Annotated in this window: 17 protein-coding genes; 1 reads left to right on the top strand and 16 read right to left on the bottom strand. The window is 72.3% G+C overall.

What is annotated here, in order from left to right; translation table 11 throughout:
- Positions 1-3 precede the first annotated feature (3 nt).
- From nusB to rpsD, 15 genes are all read right to left on the bottom strand, one after another.
- Positions 4-438 carry a transcription antitermination factor NusB gene (gene nusB / locus B7P34_RS11565; protein WP_106675759.1) on the bottom strand — a complete coding sequence of 145 codons (435 nt, stop codon included), beginning with the start codon at positions 436-438 and terminating at the stop codon, positions 4-6.
- Between the two features lie 2 nt (positions 439-440).
- Entirely contained in the window at positions 441-1,007 is a 567-nt protein-coding gene (gene efp / locus B7P34_RS11560; protein ID WP_106675758.1) for an elongation factor P, read from the bottom strand.
- Between the two features lie 50 nt (positions 1,008-1,057).
- Positions 1,058-2,164: an aminopeptidase P family protein gene (locus B7P34_RS11555; protein WP_106675757.1), complete on the bottom strand. Its 1,107-nt coding sequence runs from the start codon at positions 2,162-2,164 to the stop codon at positions 1,058-1,060.
- A gap of 82 nt (positions 2,165-2,246) precedes the next feature.
- Positions 2,247-2,957 (bottom strand): AAA family ATPase, encoded by a 711-nt coding sequence (locus B7P34_RS11550; protein ID WP_106675756.1) that lies wholly within the window; start codon positions 2,955-2,957, stop codon positions 2,247-2,249.
- A 151-nt stretch (positions 2,958-3,108) separates the two neighbouring features.
- A complete protein-coding gene (gene aroQ / locus B7P34_RS11545) occupies positions 3,109-3,558 on the bottom strand; it encodes a type II 3-dehydroquinate dehydratase (protein ID WP_106675772.1) in 450 nt (149 codons plus the stop codon).
- Between the two features lie 5 nt (positions 3,559-3,563).
- Positions 3,564-4,655, bottom strand: a complete 1,092-nt coding sequence (gene aroB, locus B7P34_RS11540) for a 3-dehydroquinate synthase (RefSeq protein ID WP_106675755.1) — start codon at positions 4,653-4,655, stop codon at positions 3,564-3,566.
- Positions 4,656-4,662: 7 nt separating this feature from the next.
- Positions 4,663-5,208: a shikimate kinase gene (locus B7P34_RS11535; RefSeq protein ID WP_106675754.1), complete on the bottom strand. Its 546-nt coding sequence runs from the start codon at positions 5,206-5,208 to the stop codon at positions 4,663-4,665.
- The gene (aroC, locus tag B7P34_RS11530; RefSeq protein WP_223267747.1) at positions 5,205-6,380 is read right to left on the bottom strand and encodes a chorismate synthase; all 1,176 of its coding nucleotides are present in this window, start codon (positions 6,378-6,380) and stop codon (positions 5,205-5,207) included. The genes B7P34_RS11535 and aroC overlap by 4 nt, the downstream gene beginning before the upstream one ends.
- A gap of 169 nt (positions 6,381-6,549) precedes the next feature.
- Positions 6,550-7,380 (bottom strand): shikimate dehydrogenase, encoded by an 831-nt coding sequence (locus B7P34_RS11525; RefSeq protein ID WP_106675752.1) that lies wholly within the window; start codon positions 7,378-7,380, stop codon positions 6,550-6,552.
- Positions 7,380-9,023: an endolytic transglycosylase MltG gene (gene mltG, locus B7P34_RS11520; protein ID WP_106675751.1), complete on the bottom strand. Its 1,644-nt coding sequence runs from the start codon at positions 9,021-9,023 to the stop codon at positions 7,380-7,382. The genes B7P34_RS11525 and mltG overlap by 1 nt, the downstream gene beginning before the upstream one ends.
- 132 nt (positions 9,024-9,155) lie before the next feature.
- Complete coding sequence (gene ruvX / locus B7P34_RS11510) at positions 9,156-9,620, bottom strand: Holliday junction resolvase RuvX (protein WP_043188057.1); 465 nt, start codon at positions 9,618-9,620, stop codon at positions 9,156-9,158.
- 5 nt (positions 9,621-9,625) lie between these two features.
- Positions 9,626-12,295, bottom strand: coding sequence for an alanine--tRNA ligase (gene alaS / locus B7P34_RS11505; RefSeq protein ID WP_106675750.1), 2,670 nt, complete (start codon positions 12,293-12,295; stop codon positions 9,626-9,628).
- Positions 12,295-12,624 (bottom strand): DUF6167 family protein, encoded by a 330-nt coding sequence (locus tag B7P34_RS11500; RefSeq protein ID WP_030365316.1) that lies wholly within the window; start codon positions 12,622-12,624, stop codon positions 12,295-12,297. The genes alaS and B7P34_RS11500 overlap by 1 nt, the downstream gene beginning before the upstream one ends.
- An 8-nt stretch (positions 12,625-12,632) precedes the next feature.
- Positions 12,633-13,076 carry a DUF948 domain-containing protein gene (locus tag B7P34_RS11495; RefSeq protein ID WP_223267743.1) on the bottom strand — a complete coding sequence of 148 codons (444 nt, stop codon included), beginning with the start codon at positions 13,074-13,076 and terminating at the stop codon, positions 12,633-12,635.
- A 204-nt stretch (positions 13,077-13,280) separates the two neighbouring features.
- Positions 13,281-13,895: a 30S ribosomal protein S4 gene (gene rpsD, locus B7P34_RS11490; RefSeq protein WP_058045279.1), complete on the bottom strand. Its 615-nt coding sequence runs from the start codon at positions 13,893-13,895 to the stop codon at positions 13,281-13,283.
- Between the two features lie 242 nt (positions 13,896-14,137).
- On the opposite strand from rpsD, the gene B7P34_RS11485 reads away from it, so the two are divergent.
- Positions 14,138-14,797 (top strand): DUF2470 domain-containing protein, encoded by a 660-nt coding sequence (locus B7P34_RS11485; protein WP_223267742.1) that lies wholly within the window; start codon positions 14,138-14,140, stop codon positions 14,795-14,797.
- Positions 14,798-14,966: 169 nt separating this feature from the next.
- On the opposite strand, the gene B7P34_RS11480 is transcribed toward B7P34_RS11485, so the two are convergent.
- Complete coding sequence (locus B7P34_RS11480) at positions 14,967-16,325, bottom strand: replication-associated recombination protein A (RefSeq protein ID WP_106675747.1); 1,359 nt, start codon at positions 16,323-16,325, stop codon at positions 14,967-14,969.
- Positions 16,326-16,361 lie beyond the last annotated feature (36 nt).

The raw sequence follows: 16,361 nt of genomic DNA, 5'->3' as shown, positions 1-16,361 counted from the left end.
GGCTTACTTCTCGTCGCGCCGGAGACCCGGCTTGAGCTCCTTGAAGCGGCCGAGCAGACCGTTGACGAAGGCCGGTGAGTCGTCCGTGGAGAACTCCTTGGCGAGCTGGACCGCCTCGTCGATCGCCACCGCGTCCGGAGTGCCGTCCTCCCAGATCAGCTCGTAGGCACCGAGCCGCACGATGTTCCGGTCCACGACCGGCATCCGGTCCAGGTCCCAGTCGACCGCGTAGGTGGAGATCAGCTCGTCGATCCGGGCCACGTGCTCGGCGTACCCCTCGACCAGCTGCATGGTGTACTCGTTCACCGGCGGCTGGCGGTCGTCGGACCGGGAGTGCCGGATCCAGTCCGCGAGCACGTTCTGCACGGTGATGCCGCGCTGGTCGGCCTCGAAGAGGATCTGGAAGGCGCGCTTACGGGCCTTGCTGCGGGCAGCCACGGTTAGCTGTTCACCCGGCCGAGGTAATCGCCGGTGCGCGTGTCGACCTTGATCTTCTCGCCGGTGGTGACGAAGAGCGGGACCTGGATCTCGTAGCCCGTCTCCAGCTTCGCCGGCTTGGTGCCACCGGTGGAGCGGTCGCCCTGGACGCCCGGGTCGGTGTGCTCGATGACCAGCTCGACGGCGGCCGGCAGCTCGACGTAGAGCACCTCGCCCTCGTGCGTGGCGACGGTGGCCTCGAAGCCCTCGATCAGGAAGTTCGCGGCGTCGCCGACGGCCTTCCGGTCGATCATGAGCTGGTCGTAGTCCTTCATGTCCATGAAGACGAAGTAGTCGCCGTCCATGTAGGAGAACTGCATGTCGCGGCGGTCGACGGTGGCCGTCTCGACCTTCACACCGGCGTTGAAGGTCTTGTCGACGACCTTGCCGGAGAGCACGTTCTTCAGCTTCGTACGGACGAAGGCGGGGCCCTTGCCGGGCTTGACGTGCTGGAACTCGACGACGGACCAGAGCTGGCCGCCTTCGAGCTTGAGCACCATGCCGTTCTTGAGGTCGTTCGTGGATGCCACGGTTGCGGTATCTCCTGGACTGGTGGAACCAGAAAGTGCGGTGCGCCCCGCTAGAGCGCGAGCAGCTCTTTGGTCGTGATGGTGAGTAGCTCGGGTCCGTCGTCCGCCTCGGGGCGGACGACGAGCGTGTCATCGATCCGGACTCCGCCGCGGCCCGGGAGGTGTACCCCCGGATCTACGGTGACCGGCACGCAAGCGTCCAGTTTACCCATTGCCGAAGGTGTCAGCCGAGGGTCCTCGTCGTTTTCGAGCCCCACGCCGTGTCCGATCCGCGGTCCGACCCGCTCGCCGTGCCCCGCGGCCTCCAGCACCACGCGCGCGGCACGGTCCACGTCGCGGTACGGGGTGCCCGGCGCGAGCGCCTCCCGGCCGGCCCGCTGGGCGGCGAACACCTGGTCGTAGAGCTCGATCTGCCAGTCCGCCGGGCTGGTGCCGATCACGAAGGTGCGGCCGATCTCGCTGCGGTAGCCGCGGTAGTCGGCGCCCACGCACACGCTGAGGAAGTCGCCCTCCTCCACCCGGCGGTCGCTCGGCAGGTGCCCGGCCAGCCCCGAGTTCGGGCCCGTGCCGACCGACGTGGGGAACGCCGGGCCCGTCGCGCCGTGGTCGACCAGCCGGCGCTCCAGCTCCAGGGCCAGGTGCCGCTCGGTGCGCCCGACCAGGATCGACTCCAGGAGCTCCCCCAGGGCCTGGTCGGCGATCTCCGCGGCGATCCGCAGGGAGGAGATCTCCTCGTCGTCCTTGACCAGCCGCTGCTGCTCCACGGCGGGGCCGAGGTCCGTCAGGCGCAGCCGGGGTGCCACGGCCTGCAGGGCGCGGTGGCGGGAGACCGTGAGGTGGTGCTCTTCGACGGCGAGGGAGCCGGCTCCGGCGGCCGCGGCGCGCTCGGCCCCGGCGACGGCCGGGTCGCCGTCCGTCTCGGCCAGCAGGAGGACCTGCAGGTCCTCCGCGGCCCGCGGGCCGCCGGCTTCGCCGCAGGGGTCGCAGGGGCACAGCAGGACGTCCTGGCCGGGGCAGACGAGCAGCGCCGCCCCGGCCGGTGCCGTGCCGGCCAGATAGCGGACGTTGGCGTTCCCGGAGACCAGGGCGGCCTCGCTCCCGGCCGCGTGGCAGCGCTCGCGCAGCCGGTCGCGGCGCGCCGCGTACACCTCGGACATGTCTGTGAGCCTACGGCGGGGTGCCGCGGGCGGCCGTCCCAGCGCGTCCGACCGGGCACCGGCGCCCGGGCGCCCGGGCCGGTCACCAGCTGGGCGGGCTGGCCAGCGAGCGGGCGACGACCTCGTCGAGGAGGCGGGCGGTGGTGGTGACGTCCTGCTGGGAGTTGTCGATGATCGGCAGGCCGGAGCCGTACCACCCGGCCATCCGGCCGTGGATCCGGGCGACCTCCTCGTCACCGAGGCGGCGGTTGCCCGTGCGCTCGGCGTTGCGCTCCAGGACGACCTCCAGCCCGGGCAGCAGGACGACGGGGAGCAGGCCGGGGCCCACGTGGCGCTTCCAGCCGCCGAGGCCGACGGCGGGCCGGTCGGGGAAGACGGCGTCGTCGAGGATGCAGGAGATGCCGTTGGCGAGGAAGTTCCGGGCGGCGAAGCCGCAGGTGCGGCGGGCGAGGCGGTACTGCGCTTCGGAGTGGTCGTTCCAGCCGGACCGGGGGTCGGCGAAGCCCGAGCGCACCCACTCGCGGACGTCGTCCAGGCTGATGTGGGCGGTGGGCACGCGGCGGGTGTCCGCCCAGTGCCGGGCCACGGTCGTCTTCCCGGCGCCGGCCGGGCCGATGAGGATCACGGCGACGGCGGCGTGGGCGGGGTCGGCCGGCGGCATGCCGGGCGCGGGCGACGGCGCGGGCGCGCCCTGCGGGACCATGAGGTGACCGGTCGGGTCGGCCGGCGGCGGGGGCGCACCCGGCATCGGGGGGTGGGCCGGCGGCAGCGGCGGTCCGACGGGGTACTGCATGCGGTGGCACTCCGTCTCGTGAGGGCGCGGGGCGGCAGGGGGCGCCCGGTGGCGCGAGCTGAGGGGCCCTCAGTTCACGCCACCGGGCGTCGGCCAGACGGGAGAGTACCCGAGCCCCGGCCCCGTCGCCCCCGCAGGGGCAACGGGCACGTCAGCCCGCGAGTTCCTCGGCCAGGGCGCGCAGCGCGAGCCGGTAGGAGCCGATGCCGAAGCCCGCGACGGTGCCGCTGGCGACCGCCGCGATCACGGAGGTGTGGCGGAACTCCTCGCGCGCGTACGGGTTGGAGATGTGCACCTCGACGAGCGGCGCGGTGCGCTGGGCGGCCGCGTCGCGCATGGCGTACGAGTAGTGCGTGAACGCACCGGGGTTGATGACGACCGGGAGGGCGCCGTCGGCCGCCTCGTGGAGCCAGCGGACCATCTCGCCCTCGTCGTTGGTCTCGCGCACGTCGACGGCGAAGCCGAGCTCCGCGCCGAGCCGGGTGCACTCCGCAACGAGGCCCTTGTAGGACGTCGAGCCGTAGACGTCCGGCTCGCGGGAGCCGAGCCGGCCCAGGTTGGGGCCGTTGAGGACCAGGACCTTCCGCGGCTGTTCCGTCATGGCGGTCACGCCGCGATCTCGGCGTGCGCCGCGAGCAGCATCGCCGGGTCGGGGCTCTCCAGGACCGTCGGCTTGGCCAGGCCGTCCAGGACGATGAAGCGCAGCCGGTCGCCGCGGGTCTTCTTGTCGACCTTCATGGTCTCCACCAGCTTGGGCCACTGGTCGCCGCGGTAGGTGACGGGCAGGCCCACGGCGGTGAGGATCGCCCGGTGCCGGTCGGCGGTCGCGTCGTCGAGGCGGCCGGCGATGCGGCCGAGCTCGGCGGCGAAGACCATGCCGACGGAGACGGCCGCGCCGTGCCGCCAGTTGTAGCGCTCGTTCTTCTCGATGGCGTGGGCGAGGGTGTGGCCGTAGTTGAGGATCTCGCGCAGGCCCGACTCCTTGAGGTCGGAGGAGACCACCTCGGCCTTGACCCGGATCGCGCGCTCGATCAGCTCGGCGGTGTGCGGCCCGGCGGGGGTGCGGGCGGCCTCCGGGTCCGCCTCGATGAGGTCGAGGATGGCCGGGTCGGCGATGAAGCCCGCCTTGATGACCTCGGCGAGGCCGCTGACGTAGTCGTGGACCGGCAGCGAGTCCAGCGCGGCCAGGTCGCACAGGACGCCGGCGGGCGGGTGGAAGGCGCCGACGAGGTTCTTGCCCTCGGCGGTGTTGATGCCGGTCTTGCCGCCGACGGCGGCGTCGACCATGGCCAGCACCGTGGTGGGCACGGCGATCCAGCGCACGCCGCGCAGCCAGGTGGCGGCGACGAAGCCGGCGAGGTCCGTGGTGGCGCCGCCGCCCACGCCGACGATGACGTCGGTGCGGGTGAAGCCGGTCTGGCCGAGCGCCTTCCAGCAGTAGGCCGCGACCTCGACGGTCTTGGACTCCTCCGCGTTGGGCAGCTGGATCGCGATGGCCTCGTAGCCCTGGGCGGCGAGGTCCTGCCGGAGCACCTCGCCGGTCTCGGCGAGCGCCTCGGGGTGGAGCACGGCGACCCGCTTGGCCGCGGTGCCGATCAGGCCGGGCAGCTCGCCCAGCAGCTGGCGCCCGACCAGGACCTCGTACGGGTCGGTGCCCGCGCTGCCGGCGACCTGGATGCGGGTGGGGGCGTCGGTCATGCGTTCCTCACTGCGTGGTGTCCTGTGTGCGGTCCCCGGGCACCGGTGCCAGGTGCAGGGCCTCCAGCACGGCGTCGGCGACCTCGTCCGGCGTGCGGCCGCCGGTGGCGACGGTGGCCCGGGCGACCTCCGTGTAGAGCGGGCGGCGGGCCTCCATCAGCTCGCGCCAGCGCTGCCGCGGGTTGACCGCGAGCAGCGGGCGCGGGGCGTCGAGGCCGACGCGCCGTACGGCGTCGGCGAGCTCGACGTCGAGGAAGACCACGGGCAGCCCCGCGAGGAGGGCCCGCGTCCCGTCGTCCATGATCGCGCCGCCGCCGAGGGAGAGCACGCCGGGGTGCTCGGCCACGGCGGCGCGCACCGCCTGCCGCTCCAGCTCGCGGAAGTGCGGCTCGCCCTCGTCGATGAAGATCTCCGGGATGGGCTTGCCGGCGGTCTTCTCGATGTCGGCGTCGGTGTCGCGGTAGCCGGTGCCCAGCCGCTGGGCGAGCAAGGCGCCGATGGTGGACTTGCCGGCTCCCGGCGGGCCCACCAGCACGACGGCGGGCGCGGTCACTTGATGGCCAGGTTCTCGAGGTAGCCCTGGACGTTGCGGCGGGTCTCGGCGACGTTGTCGCCGCCGAACTTCTCCGCCACCGCGTCGGCGAGCACCAGGGCGACCATCGCCTCGGCGACGATGCCGGCGGCCGGGACCGCGCAGACGTCGGAGCGCTGGTGGTGGGCCTGGGCGGCCTCGCCGGTGGTCACGTCGACCGTGCGCAGGGCGCGCGGCACGGTGGCGATCGGCTTCATGGCGGCGCGGACGCGCAGCAGCTCGCCCGTGGACAGACCGCCCTCGGTGCCGCCGGAGCGGCCGGAGGTGCGGCGGATGCCGTCCTCGGTGGAGACGATCTCGTCGTGGGCCTTCGAGCCGGGCACCCGGGCCAGCTCGAAGCCGTCGCCGACCTCGACGCCCTTGATCGCCTGAATGCCCATCAGGGCGGCGGCGAGGCGGGCGTCCAGGCGGCGGTCCCAGTGCACGTGCGAGCCCAGGCCGACGGGGACGCCGTAGGCCAGGACCTCGACGACGCCGCCGAGCGTGTCGCCGTCCTTGTGGGCCTGGTCGATCTCGGCGACCATCGCCTTGCTGGCCGCCTCGTCCAGGCAGCGGACCGGGTCCGCGTCGAGCTTCTCCACGTCCGAGGGCTTGGGGTAGACGCCGAGCGGCGCCTTGGCCGCGGCCAGCTCGATGACGTGCGAGACGATCTCGATGCCCGTGGTCTCCTTCAGGTAGGAGCGGGCGACGGCGCCGAGGGCGACGCGGGCGGCGGTCTCGCGCGCGGAGGCGCGCTCCAGGATCGGGCGGGCCTCGTCGATCCCGTACTTCTGCATGCCCGCGAGGTCGGCGTGGCCGGGGCGGGGGCGGGTCAGCGGCGCGTTGCGCGCCATCGACGCCAGCTCCTCCGGGTCCACCGGGTCGGCCGCCATGACCTTCTCCCACTTGGGCCACTCGGTGTTGCCCACCATGACCGCGACCGGGGAGCCCATCGTCAGACCGTGGCGCACGCCGCCGAGGAAGGTGACCTCGTCCCGCTCGAACTTCATGCGCGCGCCGCGGCCGTAGCCGAGCCGCCGGCGGGCCAGGTGGTCCGCCACCATGTCCGTGGTGACCGGGACACCGGCGGGCAGGCCCTCCAGCGTCGCCACGAGTGCCGGACCATGCGACTCACCGGCAGTCAGCCAGCGCAACCTGCTCAACGGGACTCCTCTTGCTCGCGCGCCTCAAGATCGTGCGGCGCCCGGGTGCGCGGCCCCGGCCCGCCGCTTCTGATCCTCCCATGCCGGACGGTCCGGGCCGCCCTCCGGTCCGCGTTGTGGAACGGAGTGAGTCACGTCGTGGTCGGCCGGACGGGTCCCGTCAGGCGCGGGCGGCGAGGGCCGCCTCGCCCGCCGCGCGCATCGCGGCCAGCGGCGCCTTCGCGCATCCGGTCATCCGCTCGACCTGGAGGACCGCCTGGTGGACGAGGAGGTCCAGGCCGCCGAGGACGGTGCCGCCGCGCGCGGACCACGCCGCTGCCAGGGGCGTCGGCCACGGCTCGTAGAGGACGTCGAAGAGGGCGCCGGGACGGTCCGGGACGGCCTCCGCGAGGGCGTCGGCGGCCCCCGCCGGGGTGGTGGCCACGACCAGCGGAGCGGTGAGGGCCTCGGCGGCGCGGGCCCAGTCCTCGGTGCGGACGGCCACACCGAGCCGCTCGCCCCACTCGCGCATCTCGGCCGCGCGGGCCTCGCTGCGCACGTACACGGTGACCTCGCCCGTGCAGATCCCGGCCAGGGCGGCGAGCGCGGAGGAAGCCGTGGCGCCCGCGCCCAGCACGGCGGCGGAGGCGGTGCGGGTCACGCCGCACTCGCGCAGGGCCGCGGCGATGCCGGGGATGTCCGTGTTGTCGCCGAGGCGGCGGCCGTCCTCCGTGAACACGACGGTGTTGACGGCCTCGACCGCGGCGGCCGTGCCGCTGACCTCGTCCAGCAGCGGGATCACCGCCCGCTTGAGCGGCATGGTCAGGGACAGCCCGGCCCAGCTGCCGTCCAGCCCGTCGAGGAAGGCCGGCAGCGCGGCCTCGTCCACCTCGAAGCGGTCGTACGTCCACTCCCCCAGGCCCAGCTCCGCGTACGCGGCGCGGTGCAGGACCGGGGAGAGCGAGTGGGCGATCGGGGAACCGAGGACCGCCGCGCGGTGCCGTTGCGTCACTACGCGCCCTTCTTGTGTTCCTTGTTGTACCGCTCGCGGTTCTTGTTGTGCTCTTCGTTGGTCACCGCGAACAACGTCTCGTTCTCGTTGATCGAGACGAAGTAGTACCAGGGACCGGGCGCCGGAGCCAGCGCCGACTTCAGCGCTTCCATGCCGGGGTTGTCGATCGGGCCGGGGGGCAGTCCCTTGATCTTGTACGTGTTGTACGGGTCCTTGAACTGCCGCAGGTCGCTGACCGCGCCGGTGTCGAGCGTCGACGTGTTCTTCGCGTAGTTGACCGTCGAGTCGAAGTCGAGGAGGCCGTACGTCTCCTTGTTGTCCGGCTTGAGCCGGTTGTAGATGACGCGCGAGACCTTGTCGAAGTCGTGCTTGTACCGGCCCTCGGCCTGGACCAGGCTCGCCACGGTGATCACCTGGAGCGGCGACTTCAGGCCGAGCTCCTTGGCCTTGCCCTCCAGGTCCTGCTTGGCGTAGTTCTCCTTGGCCCGGGCGACCATCTGGCGGAGGATCTCCTCCGGCTTGGTGCCCTTGCCCGCGCTGTACTGCGACGGGAAGAGGAAGCCCTCCAGCGGGTCCTTGATGTTGGGGTCGGTGCCCGCCCACTCCGGCAGGCCGAGGTTCTTCGCCTGGCTCTTGGCGGCGCCCTTGGTGGTGCCCTCGGCGAGGCCGAGCTTCTTGTCGATCGCGGCGTAGATCTGCCCGGCCCGCTGGCCCTCGCTGATCGTCAGGAAGTTGCCCGCGTTGGTCATCATCTCGACCGCCGCCGCGCCGGACATCTCCTTGTGCAGGGTGTACGTGCCCGGCTGGATGGCCTTCTTGGCCGCGGCGTCGGTGAAGGCGCCGACGCTCTTGACGACCCCGGCCTCCTGCAGGACCTTGCCCATCTCGGTCAGGCTGGCCCCCTTGGGGATCTCGACCTGGACCTGGCCGCTGCCCTGGCCCTCGTAGTCGGGAGCCGCGCCGAAGTGGGTCTCCCAGTAGTCGTAGGCGAGGTAGCCGCCACCGCCGACGACGCCGAGGAGCACCACGGCGACCACGAGGCAGGCGGTGCCGCTGCGGCGCTTGTTCTTCTTGGGCTTCTTGCCGCCGCGCCGGCCGCGGGACCGCTCCTCGCGCGGCTCGTCGTCCTCGTCGTCCCTGTCGTCCCCGGGCTCGCCGGCGCGCTCGCCGGGGCGGTCCGTGGCGGGAGGCAGGTCGTCGAAGAGGGAGATCTTCTCGTCGTCGGGCTCGGACCACTCCTGCTGCGACTGGTACGGCGCCGGGTGCTCCGGGTGCTGTTGCTGCTGCGCCTGCTGCTGGGCCTGCTGTTGCGCCTGATGCAGCTGCTGGGCCTCCTGGTGGCCCTGCTGAGCCTGCGGCTGCTGCCCGTGCGGCTGCTGGGGGTGCTGCGGCTGCTGGTAGCCGTCGGGCGTGCCGTAGTAGTCGGCCTGCCCGCCGCCGTACGTGCCACCGCCCGGCTGCACGTACTGCTGCTGACCCCCCTGCGACTGCGACGGGTCCCAGTACTGCTGCTGGCCGTGACCGTACGGGGCCTGCTGCGACTGCTGCGGATGCTGCTGCTGTCCGCTGTAGCCCTGGTCCCCGTACAGCGGGTCGTCAGGATGCCACGGTTGGGAGCCGGAGCCCCGGCCGTACTCAGTCATCGATCCCCTAGAGCCGCGCAGCGGCAGCAGGTGGGCGCTCCGAGGAGCGCGGTTCCCAGTCGCCCGGCCGTCGTCGGAGACGTCAGCCGGGCGGCTGCCATGTGTTCAGCGCGGAACGTTACCGTACTGCGATCAGATGACCACTTCGACGGTCTCGCCCGGGGGCCTCCCGGAGACCTTCTCGGTCTCCAGGGCGTTCTGCAGGATGACGACCGCGGCCGCCTGGTCCACCACGGACCGGCCCTTCTTGGAGCTGACGCCCGAGGCGCGCAGCCCCTGCGTCGCCGTGACCGTCGTCATGCGCTCGTCGACGAGGCGCACCGGGACGGGCGCCACGCGGCGGGCCATCTCCTTGGCGAAGGTGCGGACCTTGGCCGCGGCCGGCCCCTCCCCTCCTTTGAGGGAACGGGGCAGGCCGACGACGACCTCGATCGGCTCGTACTCCGCGACGATCTCCACGAGCCGCTTGTGGGCCTTGGGGATGTCACGGCCGGGCACCGTCTCCACCGGAGTGGCGAGGATCCCGTCGGGGTCGCACGAGGCGACCCCGATCCGGGCGTCCCCGACGTCGACGGAGATGCGTCTTCCTCGGCGCACGGGGATCAGGCCGCCTCGGCCACGAGGCGCTCGACGGCGGCCATGGCCTCGTCGACGGCCTCGGGGTTCTGGCCGCCGCCCTGGGCGACGTCCGGCTTGCCGCCACCGCCGCCGCCGAGGGTCTTGGCGGCCGTACGGACCAGGTCGCCGGCCTTGAGACCGCGCTCGCGGGCGGCCTCGTTGGTGGCGATGACCGTCAGCGGGCGGCCATTGGCCACGGTGAACAGGGCCACGACGGCCGGGCGGCCACCGGTGATGCGGCCGCGCACGTCGAGGACGAGCTTGCGCAGGTCGTCGGCGCCGGTGCCGTCCGGGACGCGGCCGGTGACCAGGGCCGTGCCGTGCACGTCCTTGGCGCCCTCGGCCAGGCCCGCGGCGGCCTGCAGGACCTTCTCGGCGCGGAAGCGCTCGATCTCCTTCTCGGCGTCCTTGAGCTTGGCGAGCATCCCGGAGATCTTCTCCGGCAGCTCCTCCGGGCGGCCCTTGACGAGCTCCTGGAGCTGGGCGACGACCGTGTGCTCCTTGGCCAGGAAGTTGTAGGCGTCGACGCCCACGAGGGCCTCGACACGGCGCACGCCCGAGCCGATGGACGACTCGCCCAGCAGCTTCACCAGACCCAGCTGGGCGGTGTTGGCGACGTGCGTGCCGCCGCACAGCTCCTTGGAGAAGTCGCCGATGGTGACGACGCGCACGCGCTCGCCGTACTTCTCGCCGAACTCGGCGATGGCGCCGGACTTCTTGGCCTCGTCCAGGCTCATGATCTCGGCCTGCACCTCGAGCTCCCGGGAGAGGACCTCGTTGATGCGCTGCTCGACGTCGGTCAGCACGGTGCCGGGAACGGCGGCCGGCGAGCCGAAGTCGAAGCGGAAGCGGCCCGGCGAGTTCTCCGAGCCGGCCTGGGCGGCCGTCGGGCCGAGCGCGTCGCGCAGGGCCTGGTGGGTGAGGTGGGTGGCCGAGTGGGCGCGGGCGATGGCGCGGCGGCGCTTGACGTCGATCGAGGCGTAGGCGGAGGCGCCCACGGTGACCTCGCCGACCTGGACGACGCCCTTGTGCACGTGCACGCCCGGGACGGGCTTCTGCACGTCGCGGACCTCGATCACGGCACCGGTGTCGAGCCTGATGCGGCCGGTGTCGGCGAGCTGGCCGCCGCCCTCGGCGTAGAACGGGGTGCGGTCCAGGACGACCTCGACCTCGTCGCCCTCGGTGGCGGCCGGCGAGGGCAGGCCGTCGACGAGGAGGCCCACGATCGTGGACTCGTTCTCGGTGAGGGTGTAGCCGGTGAAGTCGGTCTCGCCGGAGGCGTCGGCGACCTCGCGGTACGCGGACAGGTCGGCGTGGCCGGTCTTCTTGGCCTTGGCGTCGGCCTTGGCGCGCTCCCGCTGCTCCTTCATCAGGCGGCGGAAGCCGTCCTCGTCCACGGAGAGGCCCTGCTCGGCGGCCATCTCCAGGGTGAGGTCGATCGGGAAGCCCCAGGTGTCGTGGAGCAGGAACGCCTTGTCGCCGGCCAGGACCTTGCCGCCGGCGGCCTTGGTCTCCGTGACGGCGGTGTCGAGGATGTTGGTGCCGGCCTTCAGCGTCTTGAGGAAGGCGGCCTCCTCGGCGAGGGCGACCGTCTCGATGCGCTTGCGGTCGGTCTCCAGCTCCGGGTACTGCTGACCCATCGTCTTGATGACGACGTCGAGCAGCTCGGCCACGACGGGGCCGGTGGCGCCCATCAGGCGCATGTTGCGGATGGCGCGGCGCATGATGCGGCGCAGGACGTAGCCGCGGCCCTCGTTGCCCGGGGTGACGCCGTCACCGATGAGCATCGTGGACGTGCGCATGTGGTCGGCGACCACGCGCAGCGAGACGTCGGTGTCGCGGGCGGCGCCGTAGCGGACGCCCGTGAGCTCGGTGGCCTTGTCCATGACGACGCGCAGGGTGTCGGTCTCGTACATGTTCTGCACGCCCTGCAGGATCATGGCGAGGCGCTCGAGGCCGAGACCGGTGTCGATGTTCTTCGACGGCAGCTCCCCGAGGATCGGGAAGTCCTCCTTGCCGTCGCCGGCACCGCGCTCGTACTGCATGAAGACCAGGTTCCAGATCTCCACGTAGCGCTCGTCGTTGACGGCCGGGCCGCCCTCGGCGCCGAACTCCGGGCCCCGGTCGTAGTTGATCTCGGAGCAGGGGCCGCACGGGCCGGGAACGCCCATGGACCAGTAGTTGTCCTTCTTGCCCAGGCGCTGGATCCGCTCGGCGGGCACGCCGACGACGTCACGCCAGATGCGCTCGGCCTCGTCGTCCTCGAGGTAGACGGTGATCCACAGCTTCTCCGGCTCCAGGCCGTAGCCGCCGTCCGCCACGGGAGTCGTGAGCAGCTCCCAGGCGAGCTTGATGGCGCCTTCCTTGAAGTAGTCGCCGAAGGAGAAGTTGCCGCACATCTGGAAGAACGTGCCGTGGCGGGTGGTCTTGCCGACCTCCTCGATGTCCGGCGTGCGGACGCACTTCTGCACGCTGGTGGCGCGCGTGAAGGGCGGCTTGACCTCGCCGAGGAAGTACGGCTTGAAGGGGACCATGCCCGCGGGGACCAGGAGCAGGGTCGGGTCGTCCGCGATGAGCGACGCCGACGGCACGACGGTGTGCCCACGCTCCTCGAAGAAGCGCAGCCAGCGCCTGCGGATTTCAGCCGACTCCATCAGTGGTCCTCTTTCCGGGTGAACGAGTGGTAGGTGTGCTGCGGGTCGATCGCGACGAGATGGCGCTGCCCGGGGAGCGCGCGGTGCTCGGGGGCGGGCGGCGCGGCCGTGAGGCCGAGCGCGTCCTTGAGCGCCGCTTCCCGGTGCGCCATGCCGTCACGGACGTCCAGCGCGAAGAGCTTGACCTTGCGCCCGGCGATGACCGCGCGGTCCGCGGCCTGCAGGGCCAGGCTCTCCGGGGTGAGCTTGGCGAGCTTCCGGTTGACCTTGGTGGTGGCCCAGACACCGGCTGCTACACCGGTCGTGAACCAGAAGGTGCGGCGGAACATTCCTGGGGTCAACCCTTCCCACGGGTGCGGCGGCGGCCGGCGCGGGCGGACGGCAGGGGGCTGCCGACGGCCTTGCCGACGAAGACGGAGCCCTTCGGCTCGGGAGCGGCCTTGCGGCCCATCGCCCGGCGGACGCCGTAGCCGAAGGCCGCGACCTTGACCAGCGGGCCGCCGAAGGCGGAGGAGACGGTCGAGGAGAGCGCCGAGGCGTTCGCCGTGACCTCCTGGACGTCCGCGGCGATCGAGTCGACGCGGGCGAGCTGGCTGTTCGCGGAACGGACGGTCGCCGAGGCGTCGGCGAGGAGCGGCACGGCCTGCTCGGTGACGTCGGCGACCAGCTTGGTGGCCGCCTTGAGCGTCTGCGCGAGCCGCACCAGCACCAGGGCGATGAAAGACACGAGAATGGCCCAGAAGACGGCCACGAGGATCCCGGCCACCTCTCCACCGGACACGCTGCACCGCTCCCTAGCTGTGGTCTCTTGCTGCTCGGATACCGACCTTATCGCGCCGGGCCTGCGCGCCCGTACCGCATTACCGGTCCGTACGGCACGGATGTGCGAGCTCCGGGGCCCGGAAACGCGCCAGCCCGCCGGCCCGCGGCCACGAGGGCCGACGGAACGACGGGCTGGGCGGAAGGAGAGTCTCCTACGCCGGTCTTAGCGGGCGTAGTACTCGACGACGAGCTGCTCGTCGCAGATGACCGGAACTTCCTTGCGGTTGGGCAGGCGGTCCAGGCGGAAGGCCAGGGCGCCCAGGTTGACCTGCAGGTAGCGCGGGGTCTCACCCTCGGCGGCGAAGCCACCGGCGCGGGCGGTCTCGAACAGCGGCTTGCTGCGGCTGCGCTCGCGGACCATCACGACGTCGTTCGGGGCGACACGGAAGGACGGCTTGTCGACCTTGCCACCGTTGACCTCGATGTGGCCGTGGACGACCATCTGACGGGCCTGGTAGATGGTGCGGGCGATGCCCGAACGCAGGACGAGGGCGTCGAGGCGGCGCTCGAGCTCGACCACCAGGGCCTCGCCGGTCTTGCCCTCGGCCTTGCGGGCGCGGTCGTAGGCGCGGACCATCTGGCGCTCGCTGATGTCGTACTGGGCGCGCAGACGCTGCTTCTCGAGCAGACGGACCTTGTAGTCGCTGTTCTGCTTGCGGCCACGGCCGTGCTCACCCGGCGGGTAGGGGCGGGCCTCGAAGTACTTGACAGCCTTCGGGGTCAGCGCGATGCCGAGCGCACGAGACTTCTTGACCTTGGGACGCGACTGGTTAGGCACGTTCTCCAGACCTCCGAAATAGGTTAGGTTAGGCTTACCTTACTCAAGGAGATCGCATGTCTCGCCCGGGGAACACCAGTCACATCACGGACAGCACGCAGAAGACCGGCACTCTCGATGGCGCCGACGTGACGGAGGTCCGATCAGATCGTGGTCAGCCGCGTCCCAGCGGACTTGAAATCGCGCGGATGCCGTCAGCAGCCGAGCGCACACGAACTCTCGTACAGAGTACATGCTCCGCGGTGCTGCTCGTTCCCGGAGCCGCCGCCACCCGTCCCGACCAGCTGATGCCCGAGGCGCGCAGCGTCGGACCCGACGGCGAGGTCTTCCTGGTGTTCCCCGCCGACAGCCCCGTCGTGCGTGCGGCGACCCACGCACAGGACGACGAGCTGTCCGCCGTCCTGGAGCTCACCGACGTGGCACCCGTCTCCGTGCCCGGCCGCATCCGCGGCCGGGCCTGGCTCTCCGGCTGGATCACCTGCGTCCCCGGCGTGACCGAGCCCGGCCGCATGATGGTGCGCCTGGAGATCGGCGAGGCGAGCGTGGACGACCTGTGGGGCGCGGAGGACGTCGAGCCCGAGGACTTCGCCCGGGCCCAGCCGGACCCGCTCATCGCCCACGAGGCCGAGCTGCTGCAGCACCTGCACTCGGGCCACGGCGACCAGATGCTCGGGCTGTACTCGCTCATCGGCGAGCCGGCCGAGGACGTGCGCCGCGCGGGCGACCGGGCGGTGCCGCTGGCCCTGGACCGCTTCGGGCTGCGGGTGCGGTTCACCCGTGCGGGCAGCGGGTCGCCGGCGGACCGGTCCTTCGACGCGCGGTTCGAGTTCCCGGACCCGGTCCGGGACGTGGCCGGCTTGCGCCGGGCGATGCACACGCTCTTCGAGGCCGCCGCTGAATGACGGCGAGCAGGTCTCGGCACCGCCGGACACGTACGTGGTGGTTACTCCCCCAGCTACCGCTGGGAGGAGCCCCCACCGCGGCGGCGGATTCAAGGTGCCGGGCATGCACCTTGAATCCGCCGCAACGGCGAGACGCCGAACGGACCTGCCCGGCGGTGCCACGCCCCGCTCAGCCGTCCTGCTCTCCGCGCAAGCGCGAGCGCACGCGCTCCACCACGTCCGCGTAGCGGGCCTCCGCCCCGTACCGCGTCGGCGCGTAGTACTGCTTGCCGTGAACCGTCTCCGGCGCATACCGCTGGGCCGCGATGCCGCCGGGCACGTCATGCGGATACACATAGCCCTGCGCGTGCCCCAGCTTCTCCGCGCCCTTGTAGTGGCCGTCCCGCAGGTGCGGCGGCACCGGGCCGGCGAGGCCCGCCCGTACGTCGGCCAGCGCGGCGTCGATCGCGAGGTAGGCCGCGTTGGACTTCGGGGCCAGCGCCAGCGCGATCGCCACCTGGCTCAGCGTGATCCGCGCCTCGGGGAAGCCGATCAGCGCGACGGCCTGCGCACCGGCGACCGCCGTCTGCAGGGCCGTGGGGTCGGCCAGGCCGATGTCCTCGCTCGCGGAGATCATCAACCGTCGCGCGATGAACCGCGGGTCCTCGCCCGCCTCGATCATGCGGGCCAGATAGTGCAGCGTGGCGTCCACGTCGGAGCCGCGGATCGACTTGATCAGGGCGCTCGCGACGTCGTAGTGCTGGTCGCCGTCGCGGTCGTACTTCACGGCCGCACGGTCGACGGACTCCTCCAGCGTCTCCAGGGTGATCTCGGCCTCGCCCTTGGCTATGGCCGAGCCGGCGCCCGCCTCCAGCGCGGTGAGGGCGCGCCGGGCGTCGCCGCCGGCGATCCGCAGCAGGTGCGCCTCGGCGTCCGCGGGCAGGGTCACCGCGCCGCCGAGCCCGCGCTCGTCGGTGAGGGCGCGGTGCAGCAGCCCCCGCAGGTCCTCGTCGGTGAGCGCCTGCAGCGTCAGCAGCAGGGAGCGGGAGAGCAGGGGGGAGATGATCGAGAAGTAGGGGTTCTCGGTGGTGGCCGCGATGAGGGTGACCCAGCGGTTCTCCACGGCGGGCAGGAGGGAGTCCTGCTGGGCCTTGCTGAAGCGGTGGATCTCGTCGAGGAAGAGCACCGTCTCCTTGCCGTAGCCCCCGGAGGCGCGGCGGGCTCCGTCGATGACGGCCCGCACCTCCTTGACGCCCGCGGTGATCGCGGAGAGCTCCACGAAACGCTTGTTGGTGGCCTGGCTGACGACGTACGCGAGGGTCGTCTTGCCGATGCCGGGCGGACCCCAGAGGATCACCGACGAGGGGCCGGCCGGGCCGCCGCTGCCCTCCCCCACCAGCCTCCGCAGGGGGCTGCCGGGCTTGAGCAGGTGCCCCTGCCCCACGACCTCGTCGAGCGTGCGGGGGCGCATGCGCACGGCCAGGGGACTGCTCGCCGGGTCTTTCTCCTGGCGGTCCTCTGCGGCGGCGGTGAACAGATCGGGCTCCACGTCCGAAACCCTAAGCCACACCACTGACAACGCCGC

Source organism: Streptosporangium nondiastaticum, assembly GCF_003011965.1.
Classification (GTDB): Bacteria; Actinomycetota; Actinomycetes; order Streptomycetales; family Streptomycetaceae; genus Streptomyces; species Streptomyces nondiastaticus.
Note: the sequence above shows the minus strand (reverse complement) of the source record. Positions and strands in the feature narration are given on the sequence as shown.

Bases quoted from the DNA above. Each gene is read 5' to 3' on its own strand.
- mltG (WP_106675751.1), bottom strand. From the start codon at position 9,023: ATGACTGAGTACGGCCGGGGCTCCGGCTCCCAACCGTGGCATCCTGAC.
- aroQ (WP_106675772.1), bottom strand. From the start codon at position 3,558: ATGACGGAACAGCCGCGGAAGGTCCTGGTCCTCAACGGCCCCAACCTG.
- alaS (WP_106675750.1), bottom strand. From the start codon at position 12,295: ATGGAGTCGGCTGAAATCCGCAGGCGCTGGCTGCGCTTCTTCGAGGAG.
- B7P34_RS11500 (WP_030365316.1), bottom strand. From the start codon at position 12,624: ATGTTCCGCCGCACCTTCTGGTTCACGACCGGTGTAGCAGCCGGTGTC.
- B7P34_RS11550 (WP_106675756.1), bottom strand. From the start codon at position 2,957: ATGCAGTACCCCGTCGGACCGCCGCTGCCGCCGGCCCACCCCCCGATG.
- B7P34_RS11555 (WP_106675757.1), bottom strand. From the start codon at position 2,164: ATGTCCGAGGTGTACGCGGCGCGCCGCGACCGGCTGCGCGAGCGCTGC.
- aroB (WP_106675755.1), bottom strand. From the start codon at position 4,655: ATGACCGACGCCCCCACCCGCATCCAGGTCGCCGGCAGCGCGGGCACC.